We start from the raw sequence: 21,341 nt of genomic DNA on the forward strand, positions 1-21,341 counted from the left end.
CTTGCCATGATGGCGTCATGTCCGAACACGTTGGAGATCATCGTCCTTCACAAGCCGGCCCCGACGCGGCGCACCGGCGGCCCCCAGGAGTCAGCGACGCGACAGTCGAAGCCCTCGGCAAGCTGTCCGAAGCGCTGGAGGTCGTGGAGCACGCCCGCGGCCTGCTCTACGGGTTCCACCGGCTGACGGGGACCGCGGACCTGGCCCTCGACGACGCCGTAAGCCTGCTCCGCAGCGCCGGCCATGCGGACCTCGCCGAGCGAGTCGAGCAGGAGATCATCGGCCGCAACGTCATCCACGGCCGGTGGACGTTCCAGATCGTGGAAGACTACGACGATCACTACTACTCGGCCTTCAAAGATCTGGAACGGCAGGCCAGGGATGAGTTGGCCGGTGGTAAGCGCCATCTGTTCGAGGCGGAGATGAAGGAAAGCCGCCGCTCGGACGGCCGCCCTCACCACGAGGCCCTTCCGACTAGTGCAGACTGAAGCTCCGACCAATTCTCAGGAGGACACGATGAGCACTGATCCCCTCAACCCGGCTGCTGCCGAAGAGGAACGCCGCGACGAGACCCGATCCACCGAGGACGCCCGGTCCACGAACGGCCCGGACACGGAGCAGGAGTTGGACGAACAGGTCGAGGAATCGTTCCCCGCCTCTGACCCGCCAGCCAACTACTGAGTCCACGGAAGGGCCCCGGAGACCTCGTGACGGTCTTCTGGGGCCCTTTTCGGTGTCCGAGGTACCCGTTGACCACTTTTCGTGGAGTTGACCGCGTCACCGGCGTCGTTCGCTGGCGTCAATCGAGGAGCCGAAGGCAGGAGGGCATGGTTAGAGTGCGGACCGAGACGCTCGACCGCTCTGCTCGGCACTTTTACCACTCCTCGGTATTCTTGCAATATGGCTCAGAACACTTCGATTAGCCTGGACGACCACTTCTCGGACTTCCTCGCCCGGGAAGTCTCCTCGGGCCGCTACCGGTCCGCCAGCGAGGTCATCCGCGCCGGCCTCCGGCTTCTGGAGGACCAGGAGACGCAGCTGGCCGCGCTGCGGGTCGCACTCGTCGAGGGTGAGGACAGCGGCCCGCCGGTGCCCTTCGACTTCGACGCCTTCGTCGCGGCGAAGAAGGCGTGAGCCGGTACAGGCTCACCCCGGCCGCGCAGCGCGATCTCTCGTCGATCTGGGACTTCACCGAGGAGCGCTGGGACGTCAATCAGGCCGAGATCTACATCGCCGAGATCAGGGCCGCAGTCGAGCGAGTGGCCGACGATCCCCGCCGCGGCCGCGCCTGCGACGAGATCCGCGACGGGTATCGCCAGTACGGCATCGCCAGCCACCTGCTCTTCTACGTCGAGAGCGCCGAGGGTGTCGACGTGGTGCGGATCCTGCACCAGCGGATGGACCCGACGCGGCACCTCTGAGTGCACTCAGAACAGCGCGGACCGAGCCGGTCCCGCTCCAGCAGGCAACGACTACCGGACCACCGAGGGCGACCAGGCGTGCTCGATGAACAGCTCGGGTTCGGCCTCCGCCTCGGCCTCAAGTGCGAACACGTCGGCGTCCCAGCCGGCCTCCTCGCGGGGCAGCCCGTAGAGCAGGGTGTCCTCATCCAGCCATTCCAGCTGATCGTCGATGCCGCGCTCGAGCTCGATCACGGTCCGCTCCCCCGAGGCCAGGTCCAGTACGGCAACGTCCCAGTGCACGCCCGATCCGCCGACCATGTCCCCGCCGGAGTCCCGGCGGACCTTGAACGCCACCCGGCTGCCGTCCGGGGACACCGAGGGGCATTCAGCCTCGGTCGCCACGGAGGCCATGGTCCGCGCCGCAAGATCTCCCTCCATGAGCCAGGTCGTCCCGCCCGAGGCCACCGTGGCGAAGAAGCGGTCACCGCCGGCGAAGCTCACGCCCCACACGTTGCGGTCGATCGCGGTCAGCGGTTCACCGTCCACGGTGATCTCGAAGTCCTGCAGGTTGCCGTAGTCCCGGCCATCCGGATCTCCGGCCCCCTTCACGGTCGTCTCGGTGGAGAAGGAGTCCGCGGCGTAGGAGTGCCCGGTGACGAACGCGGTGGTGGCGACCAGTCCGTCGTCGGACACCCGGGTCCGGCTGGGGATCCCGGCCAGCGGCCACGTGGTGACCGGGCTAATGCCGAGGTCCTGGCCATAGTCGTAGACCTGCGTCTCGAACGTGGTGGGGATCCCGCGCAGGGTCCGCAGGCAGGACAGGTACTCCCCCGCCACGTCCACCCGGTCACAGGCCTGGCCACTGACCTGCCGGGCCCCGCCCGGATCTGCCAGGGAAACCGAGGACACCATGCCGTACCCCTCGCCGGAGGCGGTGTTCCGGAACGTGATGTGCGGGCCGTCCGGGAGGGAGGCAGCGAGTTCTGCGGCCGAGGCGCCCGTGGTTCGCTCCTGGTGGTCCTGCAGGGCCTGGACACCGTAGACGCCCACGGCACCGATGGACATGGCGGCCACGCCCCCCAGCGCCCACCACCGCGCGCGCCGGGACAGCCCTCCCCGTACTCCTCCCCGCTCCTGCACCGGCTTCACCGGCGGACCACCAGCCACCACGCCAGCGGCAACACCAACACCAGCACGACGGCGGCGCCCACCATGGTGGGCACGGCACCGAACAGCACCCACAGCGCCCCGAAACCGGTGGAGGCCACGAGCCGGGTGACCGCGACGACGGTCTGGGCGGCCCCGATGCCCGTGGCCGTCCGGCCCTGTGGGGACAACTGACCGGCGAGCGCGGCGAGGACGCCGTCCGTGGCGGCATAGAAGATGCCCAGCATCAGCAGCGCCAGCCCGAGCGCGATCCAGCTCCCGCCCATCGCCGCGGCCAGGTAGGCCCCGGCCAGGAATAGGTGCCCGCCGATCAGGACCGCGGCGCGCGAGGTCCGGTCGGCGATGCGGCCCACGGGGATGGCGAGCAGCAGGAAGACGCCGTTGGTGCCGACGAAGAGCAGGGGGAACCACAGTGGATCGAGGTGTCCGTGGGACATGATGGCCAGGTAGATGAACCCGTCCCCCACGGTGAGCAGGCCGAGGACGCCCGCGGCTACCAGGAGCCGCTTGAGGGGACCGTCCAGCGTGCGCCAACGCTGGCGCCGGGGTGAACCGGACCGGGATGCGCGGGACCGGAGCGTGCGGGGCCGGACCGCCGGCGACGTCTCGGCGGCCTCCGGGACCGGTGCGGCCGGCGTCGTGGTGGAGGTGGGGGTGGTGGCTCTGCTGAACCGGACGTTGGGGACGAAGAGGATGAGGGCCGCCACGCCGATCAGTGCGGCGGCGAGGGAGACGGCGAAGACCACGCGGTAGCCCTCGGGGACCAGCAGCAGCACCACGAAGGCCAGCAGCGGGCCGATGGTGGCGCCGATGGTGTCCAGCATGCGGTGGACCCCGAAGGAGCGGGCGAGGTGCTGGGGTTGGGAGACCTCCTGGATCATGGCGTCCCGCGGGGCGGTGCGGATGCCCTTGCCGACCCGGTCGATCCCCACCAGCACGGCGATGCCCACGAATCCCTGCACGATGAGCAACCCTGCACGTGTGAGCATGGACAGGCCGTAGCCGGCCACCGCGATGGCCTTGGGCCGGTCGGTCCGGTCCGCGGCGTAGCCGGCGGCGATCCTCACCACGGCGCTCACGCCCTGGTGGAGTCCCTCGAGGAATCCGTAGGCCACCATGGACAGCCCGAGCGCGCCGGTGACGTAGAGCGGCAGGACCGCCGCGACGGATTCGGAGGAGACATCCGTCAGCAGGCTGACCATCCCGAGCGCGACGACGGTCGGGGCCACCCGGAAGGCGACGGTCCGGCCGGAGCGCGGACCGGGGTGAGGGGTGGCATGGTCGGGACCGGGAGCGGAGTCCGCGCGGTCTGGGCTGGCATGATCAGGGCCGGCTTGGTCAGGGCTGGCATGATCGGGGCCGCGGAAGCCGGCCAGGGAGATGTACATGGGGATCCTTCGGAGTGCTGGTCTGACGCCGTGATGCTGAGTCGGTCCTGGCCGAATCCGCGGTCCAGGCGACCGGTCGCAGAGGCCGGTGTGGATTCTCAGAGCCAGACTATGGCCGTCCGCCCTGGCCTTACAGCGAGATGCATGCCTGTATCCGGGGGCGAGGTCGGCGGCGATCGGGTGGTCTACGCACGCATGGTTCCGGCCCTCCACGTGGGAGCTGGCACCGGCTACTCGTTCCCTTCTCGATTCGTCCCCGGCCTCCCGTGGTGACGTTGTCCACCGCTGGCTGGCTTCCTACGCTGAACGCCAACGTCCGGCATCCGGCCCACCCTCCGGCTGGAGGCCATGGACGTATCCCACCCGAATCGCGGTTGGGGCATGCGTACCGTCCGGGAGCAAGTGATGACAGTACTGAATGAAGAGTCGCCTGCGGTGGACCCCTGCTTCCAGAAGTCGGCGGACGTGGACCCGGGTGCCCGGATCGGCCAGGGTGTCCGGGTCTGGCACCTGGCCCAGATTCGCGAGGAAGCGGTCGTCGGTGACGGGTGCCAGATCGGGCGCGGCGCCTACATCGGCCCCGGGGTGGTGATGGGCCGGAACTGCAAGCTGCAGAACCACGCCCTGGTCTACGAGCCGGCACGCCTGGCTGACGGTGTCTTCGTCGGCCCGGCAGCAGTGCTGACCAATGACGAGTTTCCCCGTGCGGTGACCCCGGACGGAGTCCTGAAGCGGAATGATGACTGGTTCCAGGTCGGAGTCACTGTCGGGACCGGGGCCGCCATCGGCGCCCGAGCCGTCTGCGTGGCCCCTCTGGTGATCGGCGCCTGGGCCATGATCGCCGCCGGTGCCGTGGTCACGCGTGACGTTCCGGACTATGCGGTGGTCGCCGGCGTTCCCGCACGGCACCTGGGCTGGGTCGGGGAAGCCGGCCGCCGTCTCGAAGCCGTGGAGCTGGACGGCCCCCAGGCGTCCACCGGTGCCACCGCACCGGGCAGCCTCTGGCGCTGCCCTGCCACGGGGCAGCTCTACCGGGAGACCGAGGCCCGCCTGGAGAAACTGGAGGCTCGCTCATGACGGCCCTCCAGGGCAGCCCTGTCTCACGCCGCGACATCACCCCGGAGAACGAGCAGGTATCCGCACCACCGCGCTCGGAGCACCGACGGTGGGCCGGGTGGAGTCTGCTTGCCTATCTGGTTCCGGTGTCAGCTCTCGTCCTCTCGGCACGCCTCGGCGACCAGGGCATTCCCCCGGCCGCCGATTCGCTCTTGCAGTGGTTCAGTGAGACCCGCTGGTTCTCCGAGATCCGGTTCGGCCATCTCGAGGCGGCAGCCAACGTCCTGCTCTTCGTTCCCATCGGCTTCCTGTTCGCCGGGCTCTGGGGCCGCCGCACTCGCACGCGCACTCGAGCCCTGAGGATCCCTCGATCGGGTCTGCCGGATGTCGTGGTGTGGTTCCTGGCCGTCCTCCTGTCAGCGGGGATCGAGCTGGCCCAGATGTTCCTCCTCGCGGAACGCTCGGGCACCTTCCGTGACCTCCTCTGCAATGCCACCGGTGCCCTCGCCGGAGTCCTGGCCTTCCGACTCGTCCAGATGGCCCGTAGCCGGGCCTCCCGAAGGAACACACCATGATCCCCCCGCATCCCCGCGTAGACCTGGCCGGAATCGTCGTCGACCTGATGGACGAGCGGGCAGCCATCGATGCCCTCGTCAATCGGCCGACCGATGGCAACCCGCTGGCCGTCATCTCGGCCAATCTGGACCACATCGTCCAATTCGGGCACGGTGGCCGCTGGCGCCGCACCCTGGGCGATTCCCTGCACCCGACCCACACCGACGCCGATGGCCAGTCCCGCCCCCTGGAGTGGCTGACCCTGCTGGACGGTGCACCCCTGGTAGCCCAGGCTGACCGGCTCACGGGTGCTTCCTGGCCCCGCTTGGCCGGCAGTGACCTCGTGGGTCCGTTGCTGGACGCGGCTGAGAAGGCGGGCCTGTCAGTGGGTTTTCTGGGTGGGTCCTATCTGATCCAGCGCCTCCTGTCCCGTCGGCTCATCGCGACCCGGCCAGGGCTGGTGATCGCCGGGATGTGGTCACCGGACCGCAGTGAACTGGCGGACGAGCAGTCCTCCCTGAAGCTGGCCGAGGACATCGCCGCGGCCGCTCCCGAACTGCTGATCGTCGGGCTGGGCAAGCCCCGCCAGGAACTCTGGATCTCCAAGTATGGACCCGCCACCGGGGCAACAGTCCTGTTGGCCTTCGGTGCTGTGGTCGATTTCCTGGCCGACGCGATCCAACGGGCTCCGGCTGTGGCGAGCGACCACGGTCTGGAATGGGCTTGGCGCCTGGCCCGGGAACCACGCCGGCTGGCCAAGCGATACCTCCTGGACGATCCGCCTGGACTGGTCCAGCTCAGGCGCCACAGCAGTCTGTTGTCAGCGGACGCCGCTGTCTCGCCACCGCCTGCCGTTGGCCGTACGATCGGTCCCCCGCGCCGGTCGCATCCATCCAGCGGGACCGGCCATGATCCAGCACTGGCCGCCGTGCCCCACCACGGGAGATCCGGACAATTTGCCGCACTGGGCCGTCCGGTGGACGTAGCCGTCCTGGTGGTGACCTACAACAACGAGGACCATCTGGGAGCCCTCATCGCCAGCCTCCGTCAAGAGGCCCATGCACTCCGGATCCGGGTGGTGATAGCGGACAACGATTCCACGGACGGCACCCTCACTGAACTCAACAGGCACCCGGATATCCTGCAGGTCCAGACCGGCGGCAATCTCGGTTATGCGGCGGGAGTCAACGCCGCCCGGCGAAAGGCTGGAGAGACCGAGGCGATCCTGGTGCTGAATCCAGACCTCGAGGTCCTCCCCGGTGCCATCTCGGCGATGCTGGCGGTGCTGCACTCGGGTGAGGCCGACGTCGTGGTCCCCCGCATCGTGGACGGGGATGGGAACCTCACTCCGTCCCTCCGCCGTGAGCCAAGCCTGGGCACGGTCTTCGGCGATGCCCTCTTCGGTGGCCACTGGCCGCAGCGTCCCGCGGTGCTGGCCGAACAGGACTCCGCGCCCGAGAGCTATCAGTACGGCCATGAGGTCGATTGGGCCACCGGGGCAGCCGTCATGACGAGCGCAGACGTGGACCGCCGGATCGGCGCATGGGATGAACGCTTCTTCCTCTACTCCGAGGAGACGGACTACTTCCGTCGCGCCCGAGAGTCCGGTGCCCGGATCTGGTACGAACCAGCGGCCACCGTGGCCCATGCCGAGAACGGCTCCGGCTCCTCCGTGCAGTTGCAGGCCCTGATGGCCGTCAACCGGGTCCGCTATATCCGGAAACACCACACCGACGTCACGGCCGAGGTATTCCGCTGCGGCGTGGTCCTGCACGAGCTGCTGCGCTCCTTCAACCGAGACCACCGCAGGACCCTGGCCATCGTGGCGGACGAGGCCCGGTGGGACGCCCTGCCCGGGCCGTCAGCCACCCGGTACCCGGCCAAGGTCCTCGGTGGGTTCCCCGCCGGATCCGTCATCATCCCGGCCCACAATGAGGCGGCCGTCATCGGACGGACCCTCGACTCCCTTGAACCTGTGCTGCGGACCGGCCGGGTGGAGGTGATCGTGGTGTGCAACGGATGCACGGACAATACGGCTGCGCTGGCGGCCGCCGTGCCGGGGGTCCAGGTGATCGAGGCGCCGGTGGCCTCGAAGACGGCCGCCCTGAATGCCGGGGACAGGGTGGCCACCCAATGGCCTCGGGTCTACCTGGACGCCGACACCGTCCTCAGCCCCACCGCCCTGCGCCGCGTGCTGGAGACCCTGTCCGAGTCACCGGTGCTGGCCGCACGCCCGGCGTTCCGCTACGACGACTCGGGGGCCACCTGGCCGGTGCGGGCTTACTACCGCGCCCGGCGCCGCCTGGCGAGCACCCAGCAGGCCCTGTGGGGTGCCGGCGTCTTCGCCCTGTCCCGCGAGGGGCACGAGCGCCTCGGCTCCTTCCCGGACGTCACCGCCGACGACTATTTCGTGGACCGGCTCTTCTCTGACGAGGAGAAGACCGTCGTCCCCACGCCGCCGGTCCCCGTCCAGACCCCCCGTGAGACCAGGTCGCTGCTCAACGTCCTGACGCGCAACATCAGGGGCCCGGCGGAACAGCGTTCTGCGCCGGCACCGGCGGACGCCACGCCCCAGGGACCGCCGTTCCACTCGGATGCCGCCGGACCCGCTCCACGGCAGACGGCAGTCGGGCGCACCGCTGATACGCCGGCTGATGCCGCCGTCTCCTCCGCCTCGTCAACGGCCTGGGAACTGTTCAGGTCCATCAGAGGCCCCCGCAGCGCCGTCGATGCCCTCTCGTACTCCGGCTTGGCCGCCACACCACGGTTGGCCCGGCTCCGCCAAGCGGGCGCAGGAACCCCTTCCGCGCCCATCGCCTGGGAACGCGACGACAGCAGCCGCCGTCCGGAAGGACTGCCACGCTGAAGGACAGCCATACTGAGGGCCCTCACAGTCCGCAGTCGTTGCCAGTGAACCGGTAGAGGTGGACTGCGTTGGCATCGGCGAAGGTATCGGTGAAACGGCCCGCGTGCACGGGAACGGTACGGCCCTCCCCCACCACGGCGGCCCCTTCAGGCTCGGGTGCCGCGCCACCATCCTCCCCGTCCGAGGCCCGGACACAGTCCAGGCGGAAGGACACCTCCCCCGGCGCCGGCGAGGCCGCGGTGGCCAGGACATAGAGGTCACCCTCGTGCAACTTCACCACGGCGTCAGCAGCACCCTCCACGGTGAGTGCGCCCCGCAGGGAGGGAGAGTTGAGCACCGGGGCCAGATCCTTCACTTCGGCGTTGATCTCCGCGATCCCGTCGGCGAGCTCGTCCCCGCAGTCACGCAACACGTGGAAGCTCGGGCACGGCCCACCGAAGCTGTGGCCGAAGTACACGATGCCCCGGGCTCCATGGATCAGGCTGGACCAGACCGCTGCCCGGATCTGCGCCGCCTCAGGCGGGTCCAGTGTGCCGAGATCCCAGGGCTGCCCCACCTCCACGAACGCCCAGACCGGCTTCGAACCGTGTGGATCCACGAGGGAGCGGACCCGCTCCACCGTCCACCCGTAGTTGGCTGGCAGGCGGCACTGCGCATCAGACAGGTCCCGGGGCTCCGCCAGCATGGTCCCCCCTTCCTGGGCACCACAGATGTTCGGGTCCGTGAACCAGTAATTGTCCGCGGACACCACATCATGGGCGCCGTTGACGAACCCGGCAGCCTCCGCATCCGTCTGCCAGAACGTCACGCCCTTGCCAAGATTGGAGTAGGTCATGGTGTGTGGGGGAACGTTCGCCGCCAGGTCGTCCTGCACCGAGTATCCGCAGTCTGTTCCCGGAACGGCGCATATCTCGCCCTGGCCGGGGAAGTTTCCCGTCCACGCCCCGTGGCCGGGGCCCGCCCACATGTCCACTTCGTCCCCCAGAACGGTCCCCCGGGCCGCCGGATCGGGCCACGAGGTCAGCGCGTATTGGCCCTCACCCAGGAATCCCAGTCCGGAATCCACGGACAGGTCCACGTACAGGTTCAGTCCAAGCCGCCGTTCTTCGAGCGCCTCCTCGGAGGAGGTCACGGATCCGAGCCACAAGCCGATCGGGATGTACTCCGGCCCGGACGGCAGCCCGTTCTCAAACGCCGTGAAGAAGTCGGTACCGCCATCGGGCTCCTCCAGCGAGACACCCTCCGGAAGGTGCGGACCGCCGGTGGTACCGGACCCGGCACCCGGTTCAGATCCAGTGGGAAGGCACGCCGTGACCACGATGATGAGGGCCATCGCCGTGGCCATGGCCCTCATCCGTCTCCCAGCGTGCCTCACGGTCACGACCACGCTCCGTGGAGCCCCGCTCGCCTAGCGGCTGACAATGTGCGGACCCGAGATGGCGTCCGCCAGGACTCGGTCCTCCCGAGGCGATCGATAGCCCGGGACGGCATCGATGATCGGGCCGTCAGGCAGGAAATCATGACGGTCCGCAGCCGAGTCTGCAGGGGCAGACCGAGTCCGGCGGCGGCTCGCCGCAATCGACTCCGCCAGCGAGACCGCCCCGAACAGGAGCACCATCCCGGCAACGCCCAGGACCGCCGTGAAGCGAAGCCGGCTGGAGAAGACCTCCTGCGCCGGTGCCGCGCCGCTGATGGGCAGCGCCTCGATCAGATACAGGTCATCGGCCCCGTTGACCTTCTGCACCTCACGCATGATCCGGGTGAACTCCTCGCTCAGGAATGTCACGGTCTCCGTGGCCACTTCCGGCGATGCCCCCTCCACAGTCAGGTTCATCAGGCCCGAGGAGGTACCGTCCGGAGGCATCAACTCGAAATCGGAGGCCAAGCCCCGTTCGTCAAGCTTTTCAACCACCTCGTTGGAGTTCACCCGGGCGATCACCACCTGGGCCAGCAGGGAGGTGTCCCGCCACCGCAGGTACGGATTGTCCGCGTTCTTGGCGGCGAGCTCCGGATCGGCCTGCAATTGTTCCTCGCTGGGCACTGACGGCATGGCCAGCGCGAAGGTGGCCTTGGATTCATAACTCCGTGGAGCCCACAGCATTCCGTAGGCACAGGCCAGAACCGTGAGCAGCACCAGGGGGATGGTGACCCATTTGTGCGTCCACATGGTCTTGAGAACTGTCAGCGGATCCATGGTCGACCTCCGTATTTCTTGCGGGTTGCGTGGTTTCCAGTGGATCGTTCGATCCCCGGGGTCTGATTGAGCTGTTGCAGGACGAGAAGCCAGACGGTGCCCGCCAGGCCGACGAAGATCGGCACCAGGAGGGCAAAGGACTTGAAGGACATCGAATCGAACGCAGCCGAGGAGGCGAGGGCCACGAACATGGCAGCGGCTACGCTCCCCGCCAGCAGCCGCAGTTCGGGGTCCGGGGCGTGGCGGGCCGCCAGCATCGACGACAGCGCGGGCACCAGCAGGTAGATCACCAGTCCAGCGAGTCCCACGACGCCCATGGTGACGGCCGTGAAGAGGTATTCGTTGTCAAAGATGTCCATGGCGTTGACGGGCATCCAGGTTCCGGGCCCGTGGCCGAAGACCGGCAGCTGGACCAAGAGCGTCCACGCCAGTGGGTAGTCATCGGTCCTGGCCGTGATGGACGGGTCTGAGCTGCCCGCGGTGGCGGTGCCGAACAGTGTGGACACCATCCCCGGGATGGCCACGAACAGCACGATCAGGAACGCCGGGCCAGCCACCAGGGCCCACCGTCGCGCGGTCCTGGGAAGGTACGGGATCATCACCGCAGCGCTGACGAACAGGCCCAGCATGGCTGATCGGGAGACGGTGGCGACGCAGCAGATCGCCAACATGACGGCCGGGACCCACCGCCGCCAGGCCTTGGACCAGGTGGAGAACAGCCCCCACCAGATCGACAGTGGCAGCAGCATGCTGCTCACCACACCGAGTTCGATGGGGTGCATGGTCATGCCGGCCACCCGGGTGAAAGACCCGCGCGGCTGGAACGGCGTGCCGGACCCGTTGTCCTGGAAACCCGGCAGCAACGTGGCAAGCCAGTCGACGGGATTCGTCAGGGTCGTGAACTGCAACGCCGCCACCAGGCCGGACACGCTGGCCCCGGCCAGCATCCAGCCCACTGCCCGCCGGACGTCCTCGCGGGTCAGCAGGCACTGGGTGATGGACAGGGTCAGTCCGATCCCGGCCATCAACAGCAGCAGCCATCGGTCAGCAGCCGCCCGTTCCGCCACCGTCGAGGTTCCGCTCATTCCCGCCATCAGCGCGGCGTAGCTCAGCAGCGAGACCAGGAGCCAGACCATCATGCCCACGCGGGCCGGATGCCGGAACTCCCAGACGGAGAACCGTCCGAACACCGCCGATGCCAGCCAGAGTCCGAGCAGGGCGAGGGCGAGAAGCTGGGCCACTCCGCCCGATGCCCCGGCCGGCTCCCAGACCAGATAGGCCGGGAATCCCACCGCCAGGAACATCGTCCAGCGCAGCACCAAGGGACCGCCCACCGGGCGGCCAGGCCGCTGGACGGTCTTCGCGGGGGCTGTGCTGAGGGCGGTCATCGTGGTGATGCTCCGCTCAGACGCTCGACGACGGCGCTGAAGACCCGATCATCCGTATCCGTGTTGGACTGGATGTGGACGGCGCAGTCCTCGTCCTTGAACTCGGCGACGAAGCATTCCACCTGGTCAGCGGCCATGGCCTCCGTCTCCCAGTAGCTGTGGCATAGGGTCGTGTCCCGCTGGAAGCGCAGGTCCTGCTCGGATCCGAAGGCGCGTACGAAAGTGCCGTAGAGGATGTCCTCGCTGAAGCGCAGTCGCTCCGCGATCGCTGGGCCCCATGGCATCCCGGACACCTCTTTGACACGGTCCAGGCAGGCCCGCAACAGGCGAGGGTCCCAGGACACCAGGCCGGCGATGTGGTCCGGGTAGCTGTCCTCCTGTTCAAACGGCAGCCCCAGTAACTCGTGGGCGGTCTCGGCCCACTGGTAGTGCCGCATGCCCGGGCCGATGGATTCCTCCCGGGTATAGAGGCGGACAGTACCGCCGTGGACCACATGCTCCGGGCCGAGGCGCCGGACCAGGACGACATCCGAGTCGATGTTGACGAAGACGTCGCCCTCCACGTGATCGACCAGGCACATCTTGACGATCTGCTGCAGCACCCAGCCCCGCACCGGCTTCCAGGGCCGTCGCCAATTGATGGCGGCACAGTTGAACGACGCCGGCAGGCCGGGGACCCTCCTCGTCGCCGCGGCGAGCCGGTCGGTGGGGGTGAGACCGGCGGGGAGCACGTCCTGATAGGTCCAGACCACGAGACGATCGCTCCCGATGCCCCGGTACAGGGGTGCGTCCCGTCCGGGCACGATCACATGGTGCTTCACGTCAGCGTCCGTATGGCGACGGACCGAGGCGTGCAGTCTGCGGAATCCGGCCAGGTCCGGACGGTATGAGGGAGTGATGACGGCCATGGTGGTCATGAGATGTCCCTTCCGGGGGTGCGGAATCCTGCCCGATCGCTTGAGCTCCGGGCCGGCTCTGGTGGCGGGCGGTACTCGCCGGGCTGCGGGACGGTGCCGCGCCGTACTGTGTCCTCGATGAAATCCGCGGTCATCGACTGGGCCACCGCCCAGGACGGCCGCGGACACAGGGCCAGGCGCCGAGCGCGACTGGCGATGCTCGCAGCGTCTGATCGCACCACCTCGGCGAGCGCTGAGGCCAGGGCGTCCGGACGTCCCGGGACCCACACGGCGTCCGGCGAGTCCAGATCAAGGCGGGGCCCGGGCAGGTCATTGAGGACCGGGACGTTGCCCGCGGCCAGCAGTTCGCCGGGAACCAGCGACACGTTGGTGAAGGACATGGCCAGAGAGGCGATCGTGCGGTTGTACAACTGGTTCAGTTCAGCGGGAGGAACGGATCCGTGCTGCTCCACGGGGATGTCCCAGCCGCGCACCACGTCCCCGACGATATGGATCGGCTGGTCCGGGCACAGCTGATGGAAACGCTCCAAGGTCTCCTTGGCCAACAGATAGCCCCGCCGGTCCACGGTCCTCTTGGCGTAGTAGACGATGCCGCGCCGGGGTTCTGGGGACTCCAGTAATCGATAGGTGGCGGTGTCGCAGCCGAACGGCACCAACAGGGCCGGTTCCAGGTCCCGCTGGCGGCGCATCTCGGTGGCCACCATGCCGCCCAGTGCGATGTTCTGCAGGCCGAGGGTGTAACTGGACTCCGCCAGGTCGTACACATACCCATGGGGGAAGAAGAAGGGCTCATAGTCCTGGATGAAGTAGAAGCCGATCGCGGTCCGGTTCCTGCTGGCGACCACGTGGGCGGTCTCCCACGAGCTGGCCACCACGGCGTCGTAGCTGCCGAAGCCGTCGTCCACGCTGGCGATGTCCGCTTCCAGGTCCGGCCAGGCACGGCGGATCACCGGCTCGTGACGGCCCACGCCCCCCGCGAGGGGATCGTAGAACACCAGGGTGCAGTGATGTCCTCGTTCCTCGAGGGCGCGGACCATCCGGAACAGAGTCGTATGCCCTCCCGAACCGGCGCTGGGAGGGAAACAGACGATTCCCACGCGCAGGCGGTCCACCGTGCGTCCCGGCTGGGCGGGGACCGGGCCGGCGTCGTAGATGTCCTCCGCTGCCAAGGGCAGCGAGGGCTCGTCCCAGGCCAGACGACGGCCGGCGAGTTCGCCGGCCTTCCGGGAGGCAGACCGTGCTGCGCTGGCCCAGCCGTCACGCTGGATCCGTTCGCCCAGGGTCCTGATGACCGTGCTCGTGCTCATCTGGAGTACACCCCGTTCTGGTGCCAGTTGCGGAACTCCCGTTCCCGCCGGAACCGGGCGACGGCCCGCCGGCTCAGGGACATTGCCCGGTCGGCTGGACCGCGGGAGCGTGCGGCGCGGCGCAGGATGCGATCACGCGAGGTCAGGTTCCGCCGGGTGGGTGTCAGTTCCAGTTCGAGCAGACGGGCGAACACCGGAGAGCTCCCGCCGTTGGCGTCCACCTCGTGTGAGAGCGATTCCAGTGTTTCCCGGTCCAACCGGTCCCTCACCGTCCGGCACGCCTCCGCGGCCCAGGGGAGGCTGCCGACTGCCCCAGCGAACAGCGTGCTGAAGGCCAGCCGGCGTTCTGCCAGGTCCACGGCGATGTCCACCTCACGGGCGGAAAGACTGGCCGGGTGGTCCCGATGCCACGCCTGGTCCGCCCCGTGGACGTACCCGACGTCGCTGAACGAGGCCAGCCGAAGCCACATTTCCATGTCATGGGTGTGCGCCAGATCCCGTTGGCCTCCCACACGGTCCACCACCGAGCGGCGCATCAGCACCTCGGCCGAGGTGATGACATTGCGACCGTCCGCACAACGCTCCTGCACCCAGCTGGCCCCGGGCCACACGGTCCAGGAGGTTGCTCTGTCCCGGGCCGGGGGCAGCTGCTGCCCGTCCATGAAGTGCACCGGGTGGCCATACACCAGGCCCACGGAGGGAAAACGGCGGGCCAGGCGGACGGCCCGGGCCAGCGAACCCGGGGTCAGCAGGTCGTCAGCGTCCAGCCGCACGAGGAATTCGCCCCTCGCCTCTGCCAAGCCGTCATTGAAGGTCTGCACGGCGCCCAGGTTCCTCGCATGGCGCACCACCCGGACACGATCGTCGGCCGCAGCGAGGCCTTCGGCGACCTGGACGCTGTCATCCGTGGAGCAGTCATCCACGACCACCACGTCCACCTCGACCTCGTCCTGGGACAGCACGCTGGTGACGGCACCGTGCAGGAATCGGGCGTAGTTGAAGCACGGGATCACCACGGTGACCGTGCCGATGACTTCGGTGGTCTCCGCAGGGGCGGCGAGGGGGCGCTCGGTGCCGGGAAGCGCGGCCGCGTTCCGGTGGGTGGGCAGGGAGAGCGTGCGGTGGTAGATCACGGCGGTCTCAGTGCTCAAGTGGTGGCCTCCGATGTGGTTGCAGGATGGTGGACTGAAGGGTGCTGGACGGCAGGATGGTGGACTGAAGGGTGCTGGACGGCAGGGTGCTGGATATCAGGGTCGGTGGTCTTCACGGTGACTGGCCGGGCGGTGGGGACGGCGGTGTCAGGCTCCTCCTCGAGGACCTCGTCCGCTCCCAGAACCCGTGCTTCGGAGAGCCGTTGGCGCATCCACCGATACAGGACCATCCCGTAGACGGCGGTGCCGGCGGCACCTCCACCCATCAGGTCCACGAGGGGATTCGGGCCGGCCAGCGTGACGAGCCAGGTGGCGAGGGCGGCTGGGATGACCGCGAGCAGCGGCGGCCAGAACACGGCCCAGACGGCGGCGATGTCTGCCCCGACCACGGCCAGGGAGCGCGCGTACAGCGCGAGCAGGACGATGCTGGACACCACATGGCCCACGGCGGCACCGAGGCCACTGCCGGTGAGGGTGCCGGCCACCAGCAGGGGCAGCAGCACCACCATCCAGGCGAGCTGCAATCGCAGCACCCGGCCGGACTCACCGCGTGCCAGCAGGTAGGAGGTGGACAGGTCCAGGACGGTGCGCAGTGCCCCGAAGGCGGCCAGCACCATCAACAGGGGTGCGGCGGCCAACCAGCGGCCGCCGTAGACCAACTCGATGACCGGCCCCGCCAGGAACACCAGCATGCCTCCCACCAGTACCGAGACGGCCCACACGGGGGCCAGCGCTGTGGCCAGTGAGCGGTCCTTCGGACCGGTGGCAACGCGTGAGAAGGCCGGCAGGGAGACCGAGCGGACCACCTGCCCGAGCACGCTCATCGGCCAGTTGGAGATGTTGAACGCCAGGAAGTAGAACCCGAGTACGGAGGCACCGGCCAGGGAGGAGACGAGGACCTTGTCCGCCCCGAGCAGCACCCAGGACAACAGGTTGGCCCCGGCCACCGGCAGCCCGAAGAGCCAGACGCCCTTGGCGAGGGAGCGGTTGAAGCCGTAGCGGGGACGTTCCCCCGAGAGGACGAACTGCAGGATGACGGCCACGAGTTGGGCGATCACGCGGGACACGGCGAGGGCCATGACTCCCCAGCCGCCGAGCACCAGGGCCACCAACAGGACGGTGCCGACCACGAAGTCGACCACCGCGATGACGAAGACCTGCTTCTGCCGGAAGGTCCTCTGCAGGGTGGCGTAGGGAACCACACCGATGCCGGCGATCAACAGGGTCAGTGACATCACCGCCAGGACCGGCCCCGTTCCGGGCGCGCCCAGCACGTCCGCCAGCCAACCCGACCCGGCGGCCATGGCCCCGGTAAGGACCGCCGAGATGAGCAGGCCCATGGTGGCCACGGTGGGTGCCTTGGCGCGGTGGTTGGCGGAGCGGATCAGGTCCGAGCTCAACCCGAAGTCCGCCAGCGTCATCATCACCGTCTGCACCGTCAGCACCACGGCGTACAGCCCGAATTGCTCCGGGGTGAACATCCGGGCCAGGAAGATGCCCACGGAGAATGTCCCCAGGCGGAGCACCATGCTGCTGACGGTGCTCCAGGCGAGGCCGCGCCGGATGCCGGCACTGACGGTGGTGTGGACCTCCGTCGTGGCGAGGTGCCCCCGCCTACCGGTGGCCCGCACGGTCCGGATGCTCATGCCGCGGCGCTCCCGTCCAGGATCCGACCGGCCAGGAAGGATCCGAGCCCGGCGGCCGAGCGGGCCAGCGAGGCCGTCCGTCCGGCCACACCGCTGCGGCGTTCCCGGGCGTTGCCGTAGATGTTCTCGAGGAGCAGTGCGGCCCGGCGCAGGCTGTGATGGTCCTCCACCACAGAGCGGGACCACTCGCCGCGGCGGCGACGCTCGGCGGCATCACGGGCGAGCTCGGTCAGGGGCGCCAACAGTGGGTACTCCCCTCCGTCGCCGATGCCGTAGAAGCCCTGCCAGTCGAAGGCGCTCAGTGTCTGAGCTGTGACCGGCTCGCAGAAGCCGTCGGCCCCGAGCACGATCGCCGGCTTCGCGAAGGCCATGCCGCGCAGGACCGAGCTGCCCATGCCGAGCACGATGTCCGCCGCGGCATAGGCCGGGACCGGGTCGGCGAGGCTGCCCGGGGCCAGGACCACGCGGCGGCCGTGCCGGGTGTTGACCCGGTTGGCCACGGCCCGGATGCGTGGCAGCTCCGGCCCGTCGCCGGCGAGCAGCAGGACAGCGGGCTCCCGTGCCGCCAGGCGATCCACGGCGGCGATGGCCGCGATGACGCCACCGGACTTGTCCAGATCGGAGGTCATCCGCCCGACGAGGGAGATCACCAGGTCCTCCGGAGAGATCCCGAAGAGCTGCCGGGCGGGCCACGGGTCCGAGGGCGTATTGGCGACCGTGTCGATGGGCGGTTCCATCAGGTGCCGGTGGGGGTGCTCCGCGGCGGCAGACCACAGTTGCCGCGTCCCGACGACCAGGTCCAGGTGCCGCGGCAGGAACCGCGGCACCTCCATGGACAGCACCGTCATGACCTGCGGGACGCCGAAGAGGCCGTGAGCCCCGAAGGATGCCCCGATGGACGGAGCCCACTCATAGGTGTGCACCACGTCTGCCCGCCACGAGCGCGCCAGCCGCACCAGCCCGGCCGCCCAGCCCGCTGAAAGGCGCAAACCGGTGTTGGACAGGGTCAGATCCAGGCCCAGGACGTGTGCCCGGTCCATCAGGGGCCCGGGTGCGGCGTACAGCATGACGTGGTGGCCGCGGTCCCGGACCGCTGCCGCCAGGTCAAGGGCATTGAGCTGACTGCCCCCCATGCCCATGTCATGCGGGCAGACGATGATCCTCATGGTGTCGCCACGGACCTCGATCGGCTTCGGCCGATGGCCCGGTCCAGGGCCACCACGGCGCGCTCCTGCTGCTCCGCCGTGATGTGGGGGAAGATCGGCAGGGAGAGCAGCCGGTCCGCCGCGGCCTCCGTGACGGGAAACGCTCCCCGAGTCAGGCCCAGGTGCTCGTAGGCGCCGGTGAGGTGCACCGGAACGGGGTAGTGCACCCCGGCCCCGATCCCCGCCGCGCGCAGGGCCTCCAGCACGGCGTCCCGGTTCTCGAGCTGCACGGTGTAGAGGTGCCACACGTGATAGTTGCCCTGGGCGGCAGCGGGCAGCCACACGTCACCGGAATCGGCCAGGGGCCGCAGCAACTCCGCGTACCGGTCCGCAGCGGCCCGGCGGCCCTCGTTCCACCGTTCCAGCCGGGCCAGTTTGGCCCGCAGCACCACGGCCTGGACCGTGTCCAGCCGCGAGTTCATGCCGACCGTGCTGTGCTGGTACTTGGACGGGCTCCCATGCTCGCCCAGCACCCGCACACGGGCCGCGAGCTCGGGGTCGTTGGTCATCACGGCGCCGGCGTCCCCGGCGGCTCCGAGGTTCTTCCCCGGATAGAAGCTGGTGCCGGCCGCCAGCCCCAGGCTGCCGGCCATCCGACCGTGCCGGAATGCCCCCTGAGACTGCGCCGCGTCCTCGATGACCGCGACGCCGGCCCGCTCGGCCTGCGGACGGATCCGCTCGACGAACGCCGTCTGGCCGTAGAGGTGGACCGGCATGATGGCCTGCGTGCGCGCCGTCAGGGCGGCGAGCGCCGCTTCGGGATCGATCAGCAGGAACTGCGGGTCCACGTCCACCAGCACGGGCACGGCGCCGATCCGGCTGACGGCCTCGGCGGTGGCGATGAAGGTGTTCGCCGGGAGGATGACCTCTCCCCCGGGCTCCACCCCGGCGGCCCGCAGTGCCAGCTCGAGGGCGTCCGTGCCGTTGCCGACGCCCACGCAGTCGGAGACCTCGATGAAGGCGGCGTATTCCCTCTCGAACGCCTGGACATCCGGCCCGCCGATGAAGGCCGTCGTGTCGAAGACGCGGCGCAGGCCGGCCTGGACCTCGGCGTCGATCTCGCGCTGCTGGGCGCCGAGGTCCACGAAGGGGACCGGTTCGGGGGCGTCGGCCTCCAACCGGTCTGTCTGGTCGGCCTGGGCGGACTGGGCGGACTGGGGGGCCGACTGGGCGGCCGACGTCGGCGGTGTGAGGGTGGTCATGCGATGGCTCCTTCCCGGGCCCACTGTTCGCGGTCCACCACGGACCCGAAGCGCATGGAGGTGAAGTACCGGGCGCTGGTGGCCGCGGAACGTGCGAGGGACCGGGCCACAGCCGCTCGGGGCGGCCGGCCCAGGGCCGTGTCCACGTACAGGGCGGCCAGGTGCTCGGCGGCCCGGTCGAAGTCATAGCGCGTGGCCACGAGGTCTCTGCCGAAGGCGCCCAGCTGCCGGCGCCGCGCGGACGACTCCGCCAGGGGATCCAACGCCCCGGCCAGGTCGCGGATGCCGGCCCCGCCCCGGCCGTACCAGCCGCTGTGCAGGAAGCCTGCCGCGGTGGTCTCGTCCAGGGTCCGCCAGAATCCGGCCTCGCCGTGGACCACGAGCGGCTTGGCGTGGGCCAGTCCCTTGATGGCGGAGGATCCCATGCCCAGCACGATGTCCGCTGCCTCGTAGGCCGGGGAGGCGTCCAGCTGGAAGCCCACCGGTTGAACCACGGTCCAGCCGTGGTGGGCGTTGACGGCGGCCGCCCGCCGCTGAACGGCCTGCAGGCCCTCTCCGTCCCCGGCGATGAGGAGGCGCACCGGACGCGTTGCCGCCATCCGGTCCACCACGCGGATGGCCTCCAGCACGCCTTGGAGTTTCTCCAGGGCCGTGGTGAGCATCGAGACGATCGAGATCACCAGGGCGCCCTCCGGGATGCCGAACCGGGCGCGGGCGGCGGCGATGTCCGTGGTCCGGTACCGGTCCATGTCCACTGGCGGTTCCAGCAGGTGCGCCCGGCGGCCCTGGTCCAGCATCCGCTGGTGGAGTTCCGGGGTCCCGACGACGAGGGGCACGTGGGTGGGCAGGAACCGGGGCACGTCCATGGACATGACGGACATCAGCAGGGGAAGTTGCCGCCCCGCGCCGAAGGCCGCCTGCAGGCAGGGCCGCCACTCGTAGGCGTGGATCAGCCCGATGCGGTGCTCCCGGACGATCTCCTCCAACCGCCGGGACCATCCCAGTCCCGGAACGTCCGGGCCGGGGGCCTCGGCCCACTCGAGGCCACTGTCCCGCAGCAGCTCCGTGAGAACTCCGGGAGCTGAGTAGATCATCGGCTCGTAGCCGTAGTGCCGCATGGCCGAGGCCATCTCGATCGCATGCAGCTGGCTTCCGCCCATGCCGAGCTGGTGGGGGCAGATGAGAATCCTCATGACGCGGTTCCCTTCAGGGTGCGGAGACTGGCGTGGGCGCCCGGGCCCTGGCCCACGACGCCGGCCGGTTCCGTTCTGCGGAGCGGTTCGGCCGGGTTTCCGGCCCAGGTCTGGGCGTCCGGCACGTCCTGCAGCACCACGGCCCCCATCCCGATGACGGCGTCCTCCCCCACCCGGACGTCCTGCCGGACGGAGGCCTGCATGCCGAGATAGGCGCGGGAACCCACGTGCACCCGGCCGGCCAGCGTGGTGCCGGCCGCACAGGTGACGTGGTGGCCGAGGACGTCATCATGCGTGAGCACGGTGCGCGGCATCAGCACCGTGTGGCGGCCCAGGGTGACATCACTGGTCAGCACGCAACCGGCCAGGAGGATGGACCCCGCTCCGATCCGGCTGCCACCGCCGATCACCACCGAGGGGTGCACATGGGTGGCATAGCGCCCCACCTCCACGCCGAGCCCGGTCAACCGGGTCTCGATGGCGGCGCGACTGCGGCCCTGGCCGGCGCACAGCAGCAGCTTCTCCCGGCCTCCGACCGCCGCGTCCAGGCCCCCAAGCACGGGGACACCGTCCAGGACGGTGCCGTGCAGTGCCTCGTCGTCATCGAGGAAGCCGACCACTGTGTCCCGGCCCGAGGACCGGATGGACGCCAGCGTCTCGCGCGCCAGGCCACTGGCGGCCACGAGCAGGATGCGTGTCATGG

Annotated in this window: 20 protein-coding genes; 7 read left to right on the forward strand and 13 right to left on the reverse strand. The window is 69.4% G+C overall.

What is annotated here, in order from left to right; all coding sequences use genetic code 11:
• Positions 1-17 precede the first annotated feature (17 nt).
• The 4 genes from IEX49_RS02230 to IEX49_RS02245 all read left to right on the forward strand — a co-directional run bounded on the left by IEX49_RS02230 (position 18) and on the right by IEX49_RS02245 (position 1,421).
• Entirely contained in the window at positions 18-488 is a 471-nt protein-coding gene (locus IEX49_RS02230; protein WP_188803730.1) for a hypothetical protein, read from the forward strand.
• Positions 489-516: 28 nt separating this feature from the next.
• Positions 517-681: a hypothetical protein gene (locus IEX49_RS02235; protein WP_188803732.1), complete on the forward strand. Its 165-nt coding sequence runs from the start codon at positions 517-519 to the stop codon at positions 679-681.
• A 219-nt stretch (positions 682-900) separates the two neighbouring features.
• A complete protein-coding gene (locus tag IEX49_RS02240; protein WP_188803734.1) occupies positions 901-1,134 on the forward strand; it encodes a type II toxin-antitoxin system ParD family antitoxin in 234 nt (77 codons plus the stop codon).
• Positions 1,131-1,421, forward strand: a complete 291-nt coding sequence (locus IEX49_RS02245; RefSeq protein ID WP_188803736.1) for a type II toxin-antitoxin system RelE/ParE family toxin — start codon at positions 1,131-1,133, stop codon at positions 1,419-1,421. The genes IEX49_RS02240 and IEX49_RS02245 overlap by 4 nt, the downstream gene beginning before the upstream one ends.
• A gap of 51 nt (positions 1,422-1,472) precedes the next feature.
• Here IEX49_RS02245 and IEX49_RS02250 read toward each other — a convergent pair whose 3' ends face one another.
• Both IEX49_RS02250 and IEX49_RS02255 read right to left on the reverse strand, forming a co-directional pair.
• Complete coding sequence (locus IEX49_RS02250; protein WP_229672094.1) at positions 1,473-2,552, reverse strand: TolB-like translocation protein; 1,080 nt, start codon at positions 2,550-2,552, stop codon at positions 1,473-1,475.
• Positions 2,549-3,958 carry an MFS transporter gene (locus tag IEX49_RS02255; RefSeq protein ID WP_188803738.1) on the reverse strand — a complete coding sequence of 470 codons (1,410 nt, stop codon included), beginning with the start codon at positions 3,956-3,958 and terminating at the stop codon, positions 2,549-2,551. The genes IEX49_RS02250 and IEX49_RS02255 overlap by 4 nt, the downstream gene beginning before the upstream one ends.
• A 405-nt stretch (positions 3,959-4,363) precedes the next feature.
• Between IEX49_RS02255 and IEX49_RS02260 the strand changes: the two genes are divergently transcribed.
• The 3 genes from IEX49_RS02260 to IEX49_RS02270 are packed head-to-tail and all read left to right on the forward strand — an operon-like array spanning position 4,364 to position 8,435.
• Positions 4,364-5,035, forward strand: a complete 672-nt coding sequence (locus tag IEX49_RS02260) for an acyltransferase (RefSeq protein ID WP_188803740.1) — start codon at positions 4,364-4,366, stop codon at positions 5,033-5,035.
• Positions 5,032-5,589: a VanZ family protein gene (locus tag IEX49_RS02265; protein WP_188803742.1), complete on the forward strand. Its 558-nt coding sequence runs from the start codon at positions 5,032-5,034 to the stop codon at positions 5,587-5,589. Before IEX49_RS02260 ends, IEX49_RS02265 begins: the two co-directional genes overlap by 4 nt.
• Positions 5,586-8,435, forward strand: coding sequence for a WecB/TagA/CpsF family glycosyltransferase (locus tag IEX49_RS02270; RefSeq protein WP_188803744.1), 2,850 nt, complete (start codon positions 5,586-5,588; stop codon positions 8,433-8,435). Before IEX49_RS02265 ends, IEX49_RS02270 begins: the two co-directional genes overlap by 4 nt.
• Positions 8,436-8,457: 22 nt before the next feature.
• Here the strand turns inward: IEX49_RS02270 and IEX49_RS02275 are convergent, their stop codons facing one another.
• From IEX49_RS02275 to IEX49_RS02325, 11 genes are all read right to left on the reverse strand, one after another.
• Positions 8,458-9,780 (reverse strand): hypothetical protein, encoded by a 1,323-nt coding sequence (locus IEX49_RS02275; protein ID WP_229672095.1) that lies wholly within the window; start codon positions 9,778-9,780, stop codon positions 8,458-8,460.
• A 63-nt stretch (positions 9,781-9,843) separates the two neighbouring features.
• Complete coding sequence (locus tag IEX49_RS02280) at positions 9,844-10,629, reverse strand: YveK family protein (protein WP_188803746.1); 786 nt, start codon at positions 10,627-10,629, stop codon at positions 9,844-9,846.
• The gene (locus IEX49_RS02285) at positions 10,617-12,017 is read right to left on the reverse strand and encodes an O-antigen ligase family protein (protein WP_188803748.1); all 1,401 of its coding nucleotides are present in this window, start codon (positions 12,015-12,017) and stop codon (positions 10,617-10,619) included. The genes IEX49_RS02280 and IEX49_RS02285 overlap by 13 nt, the downstream gene beginning before the upstream one ends.
• On the reverse strand, positions 12,014-12,934 hold the full coding sequence (locus IEX49_RS02290; protein WP_188803750.1) for a DUF6492 family protein: 921 nt from the start codon (positions 12,932-12,934) through the stop codon (positions 12,014-12,016). The genes IEX49_RS02285 and IEX49_RS02290 overlap by 4 nt, the downstream gene beginning before the upstream one ends.
• Entirely contained in the window at positions 12,931-14,241 is a 1,311-nt protein-coding gene (locus IEX49_RS02295; RefSeq protein ID WP_188803752.1) for a CgeB family protein, read from the reverse strand. Before IEX49_RS02295 ends, IEX49_RS02290 begins: the two co-directional genes overlap by 4 nt.
• A complete protein-coding gene (locus tag IEX49_RS02300; protein ID WP_268237691.1) occupies positions 14,238-15,392 on the reverse strand; it encodes a glycosyltransferase family 2 protein in 1,155 nt (384 codons plus the stop codon). Before IEX49_RS02300 ends, IEX49_RS02295 begins: the two co-directional genes overlap by 4 nt.
• Positions 15,389-17,038, reverse strand: a complete 1,650-nt coding sequence (locus IEX49_RS02305) for a lipopolysaccharide biosynthesis protein (protein WP_188803754.1) — start codon at positions 17,036-17,038, stop codon at positions 15,389-15,391. The genes IEX49_RS02300 and IEX49_RS02305 overlap by 4 nt, the downstream gene beginning before the upstream one ends.
• Positions 17,035-18,204, reverse strand: a complete 1,170-nt coding sequence (locus IEX49_RS02310; RefSeq protein WP_188803757.1) for a glycosyltransferase — start codon at positions 18,202-18,204, stop codon at positions 17,035-17,037. Before IEX49_RS02310 ends, IEX49_RS02305 begins: the two co-directional genes overlap by 4 nt.
• Complete coding sequence (locus tag IEX49_RS02315) at positions 18,201-19,445, reverse strand: DegT/DnrJ/EryC1/StrS family aminotransferase (protein ID WP_188803759.1); 1,245 nt, start codon at positions 19,443-19,445, stop codon at positions 18,201-18,203. The genes IEX49_RS02310 and IEX49_RS02315 overlap by 4 nt, the downstream gene beginning before the upstream one ends.
• Positions 19,442-20,638 (reverse strand): glycosyltransferase family protein, encoded by a 1,197-nt coding sequence (locus IEX49_RS02320; protein WP_188803761.1) that lies wholly within the window; start codon positions 20,636-20,638, stop codon positions 19,442-19,444. Before IEX49_RS02320 ends, IEX49_RS02315 begins: the two co-directional genes overlap by 4 nt.
• Entirely contained in the window at positions 20,635-21,339 is a 705-nt protein-coding gene (locus IEX49_RS02325; protein WP_188803763.1) for an acetyltransferase, read from the reverse strand. The genes IEX49_RS02320 and IEX49_RS02325 overlap by 4 nt, the downstream gene beginning before the upstream one ends.
• Positions 21,340-21,341: the final 2 nt, after the last annotated feature.

The sequence above is a fragment of the Citricoccus zhacaiensis genome (assembly GCF_014645315.1).
Classification (GTDB): Bacteria; Actinomycetota; Actinomycetes; order Actinomycetales; family Micrococcaceae; genus Citricoccus; species Citricoccus zhacaiensis.

Coding starts and splice junctions, on each gene's coding strand:
- IEX49_RS02230 (WP_188803730.1), top strand. CDS start 18: ATGTCCGAACACGTTGGAGATCATCGTCCTTCACAAGCCGGCCCCGAC.
- IEX49_RS02235 (WP_188803732.1), top strand. CDS start 517: ATGAGCACTGATCCCCTCAACCCGGCTGCTGCCGAAGAGGAACGCCGC.
- IEX49_RS02240 (WP_188803734.1), top strand. CDS start 901: ATGGCTCAGAACACTTCGATTAGCCTGGACGACCACTTCTCGGACTTC.
- IEX49_RS02255 (WP_188803738.1), bottom strand. CDS start 3,958: ATGTACATCTCCCTGGCCGGCTTCCGCGGCCCCGATCATGCCAGCCCT.
- IEX49_RS02260 (WP_188803740.1), top strand. CDS start 4,364: ATGACAGTACTGAATGAAGAGTCGCCTGCGGTGGACCCCTGCTTCCAG.
- IEX49_RS02265 (WP_188803742.1), top strand. CDS start 5,032: ATGACGGCCCTCCAGGGCAGCCCTGTCTCACGCCGCGACATCACCCCG.
- IEX49_RS02270 (WP_188803744.1), top strand. CDS start 5,586: ATGATCCCCCCGCATCCCCGCGTAGACCTGGCCGGAATCGTCGTCGAC.
- IEX49_RS02275 (WP_229672095.1), bottom strand. CDS start 9,780: ATGGCCACGGCGATGGCCCTCATCATCGTGGTCACGGCGTGCCTTCCC.
- IEX49_RS02280 (WP_188803746.1), bottom strand. CDS start 10,629: ATGGATCCGCTGACAGTTCTCAAGACCATGTGGACGCACAAATGGGTC.
- IEX49_RS02285 (WP_188803748.1), bottom strand. CDS start 12,017: ATGACCGCCCTCAGCACAGCCCCCGCGAAGACCGTCCAGCGGCCTGGC.
- IEX49_RS02290 (WP_188803750.1), bottom strand. CDS start 12,934: ATGACCACCATGGCCGTCATCACTCCCTCATACCGTCCGGACCTGGCC.
- IEX49_RS02295 (WP_188803752.1), bottom strand. CDS start 14,241: ATGAGCACGAGCACGGTCATCAGGACCCTGGGCGAACGGATCCAGCGT.
- IEX49_RS02305 (WP_188803754.1), bottom strand. CDS start 17,038: ATGAGCATCCGGACCGTGCGGGCCACCGGTAGGCGGGGGCACCTCGCC.
- IEX49_RS02310 (WP_188803757.1), bottom strand. CDS start 18,204: ATGAGGATCATCGTCTGCCCGCATGACATGGGCATGGGGGGCAGTCAG.
- IEX49_RS02315 (WP_188803759.1), bottom strand. CDS start 19,445: ATGACCACCCTCACACCGCCGACGTCGGCCGCCCAGTCGGCCCCCCAG.
- IEX49_RS02320 (WP_188803761.1), bottom strand. CDS start 20,638: ATGAGGATTCTCATCTGCCCCCACCAGCTCGGCATGGGCGGAAGCCAG.
- IEX49_RS02325 (WP_188803763.1), bottom strand. CDS start 21,339: ATGACACGCATCCTGCTCGTGGCCGCCAGTGGCCTGGCGCGCGAGACG.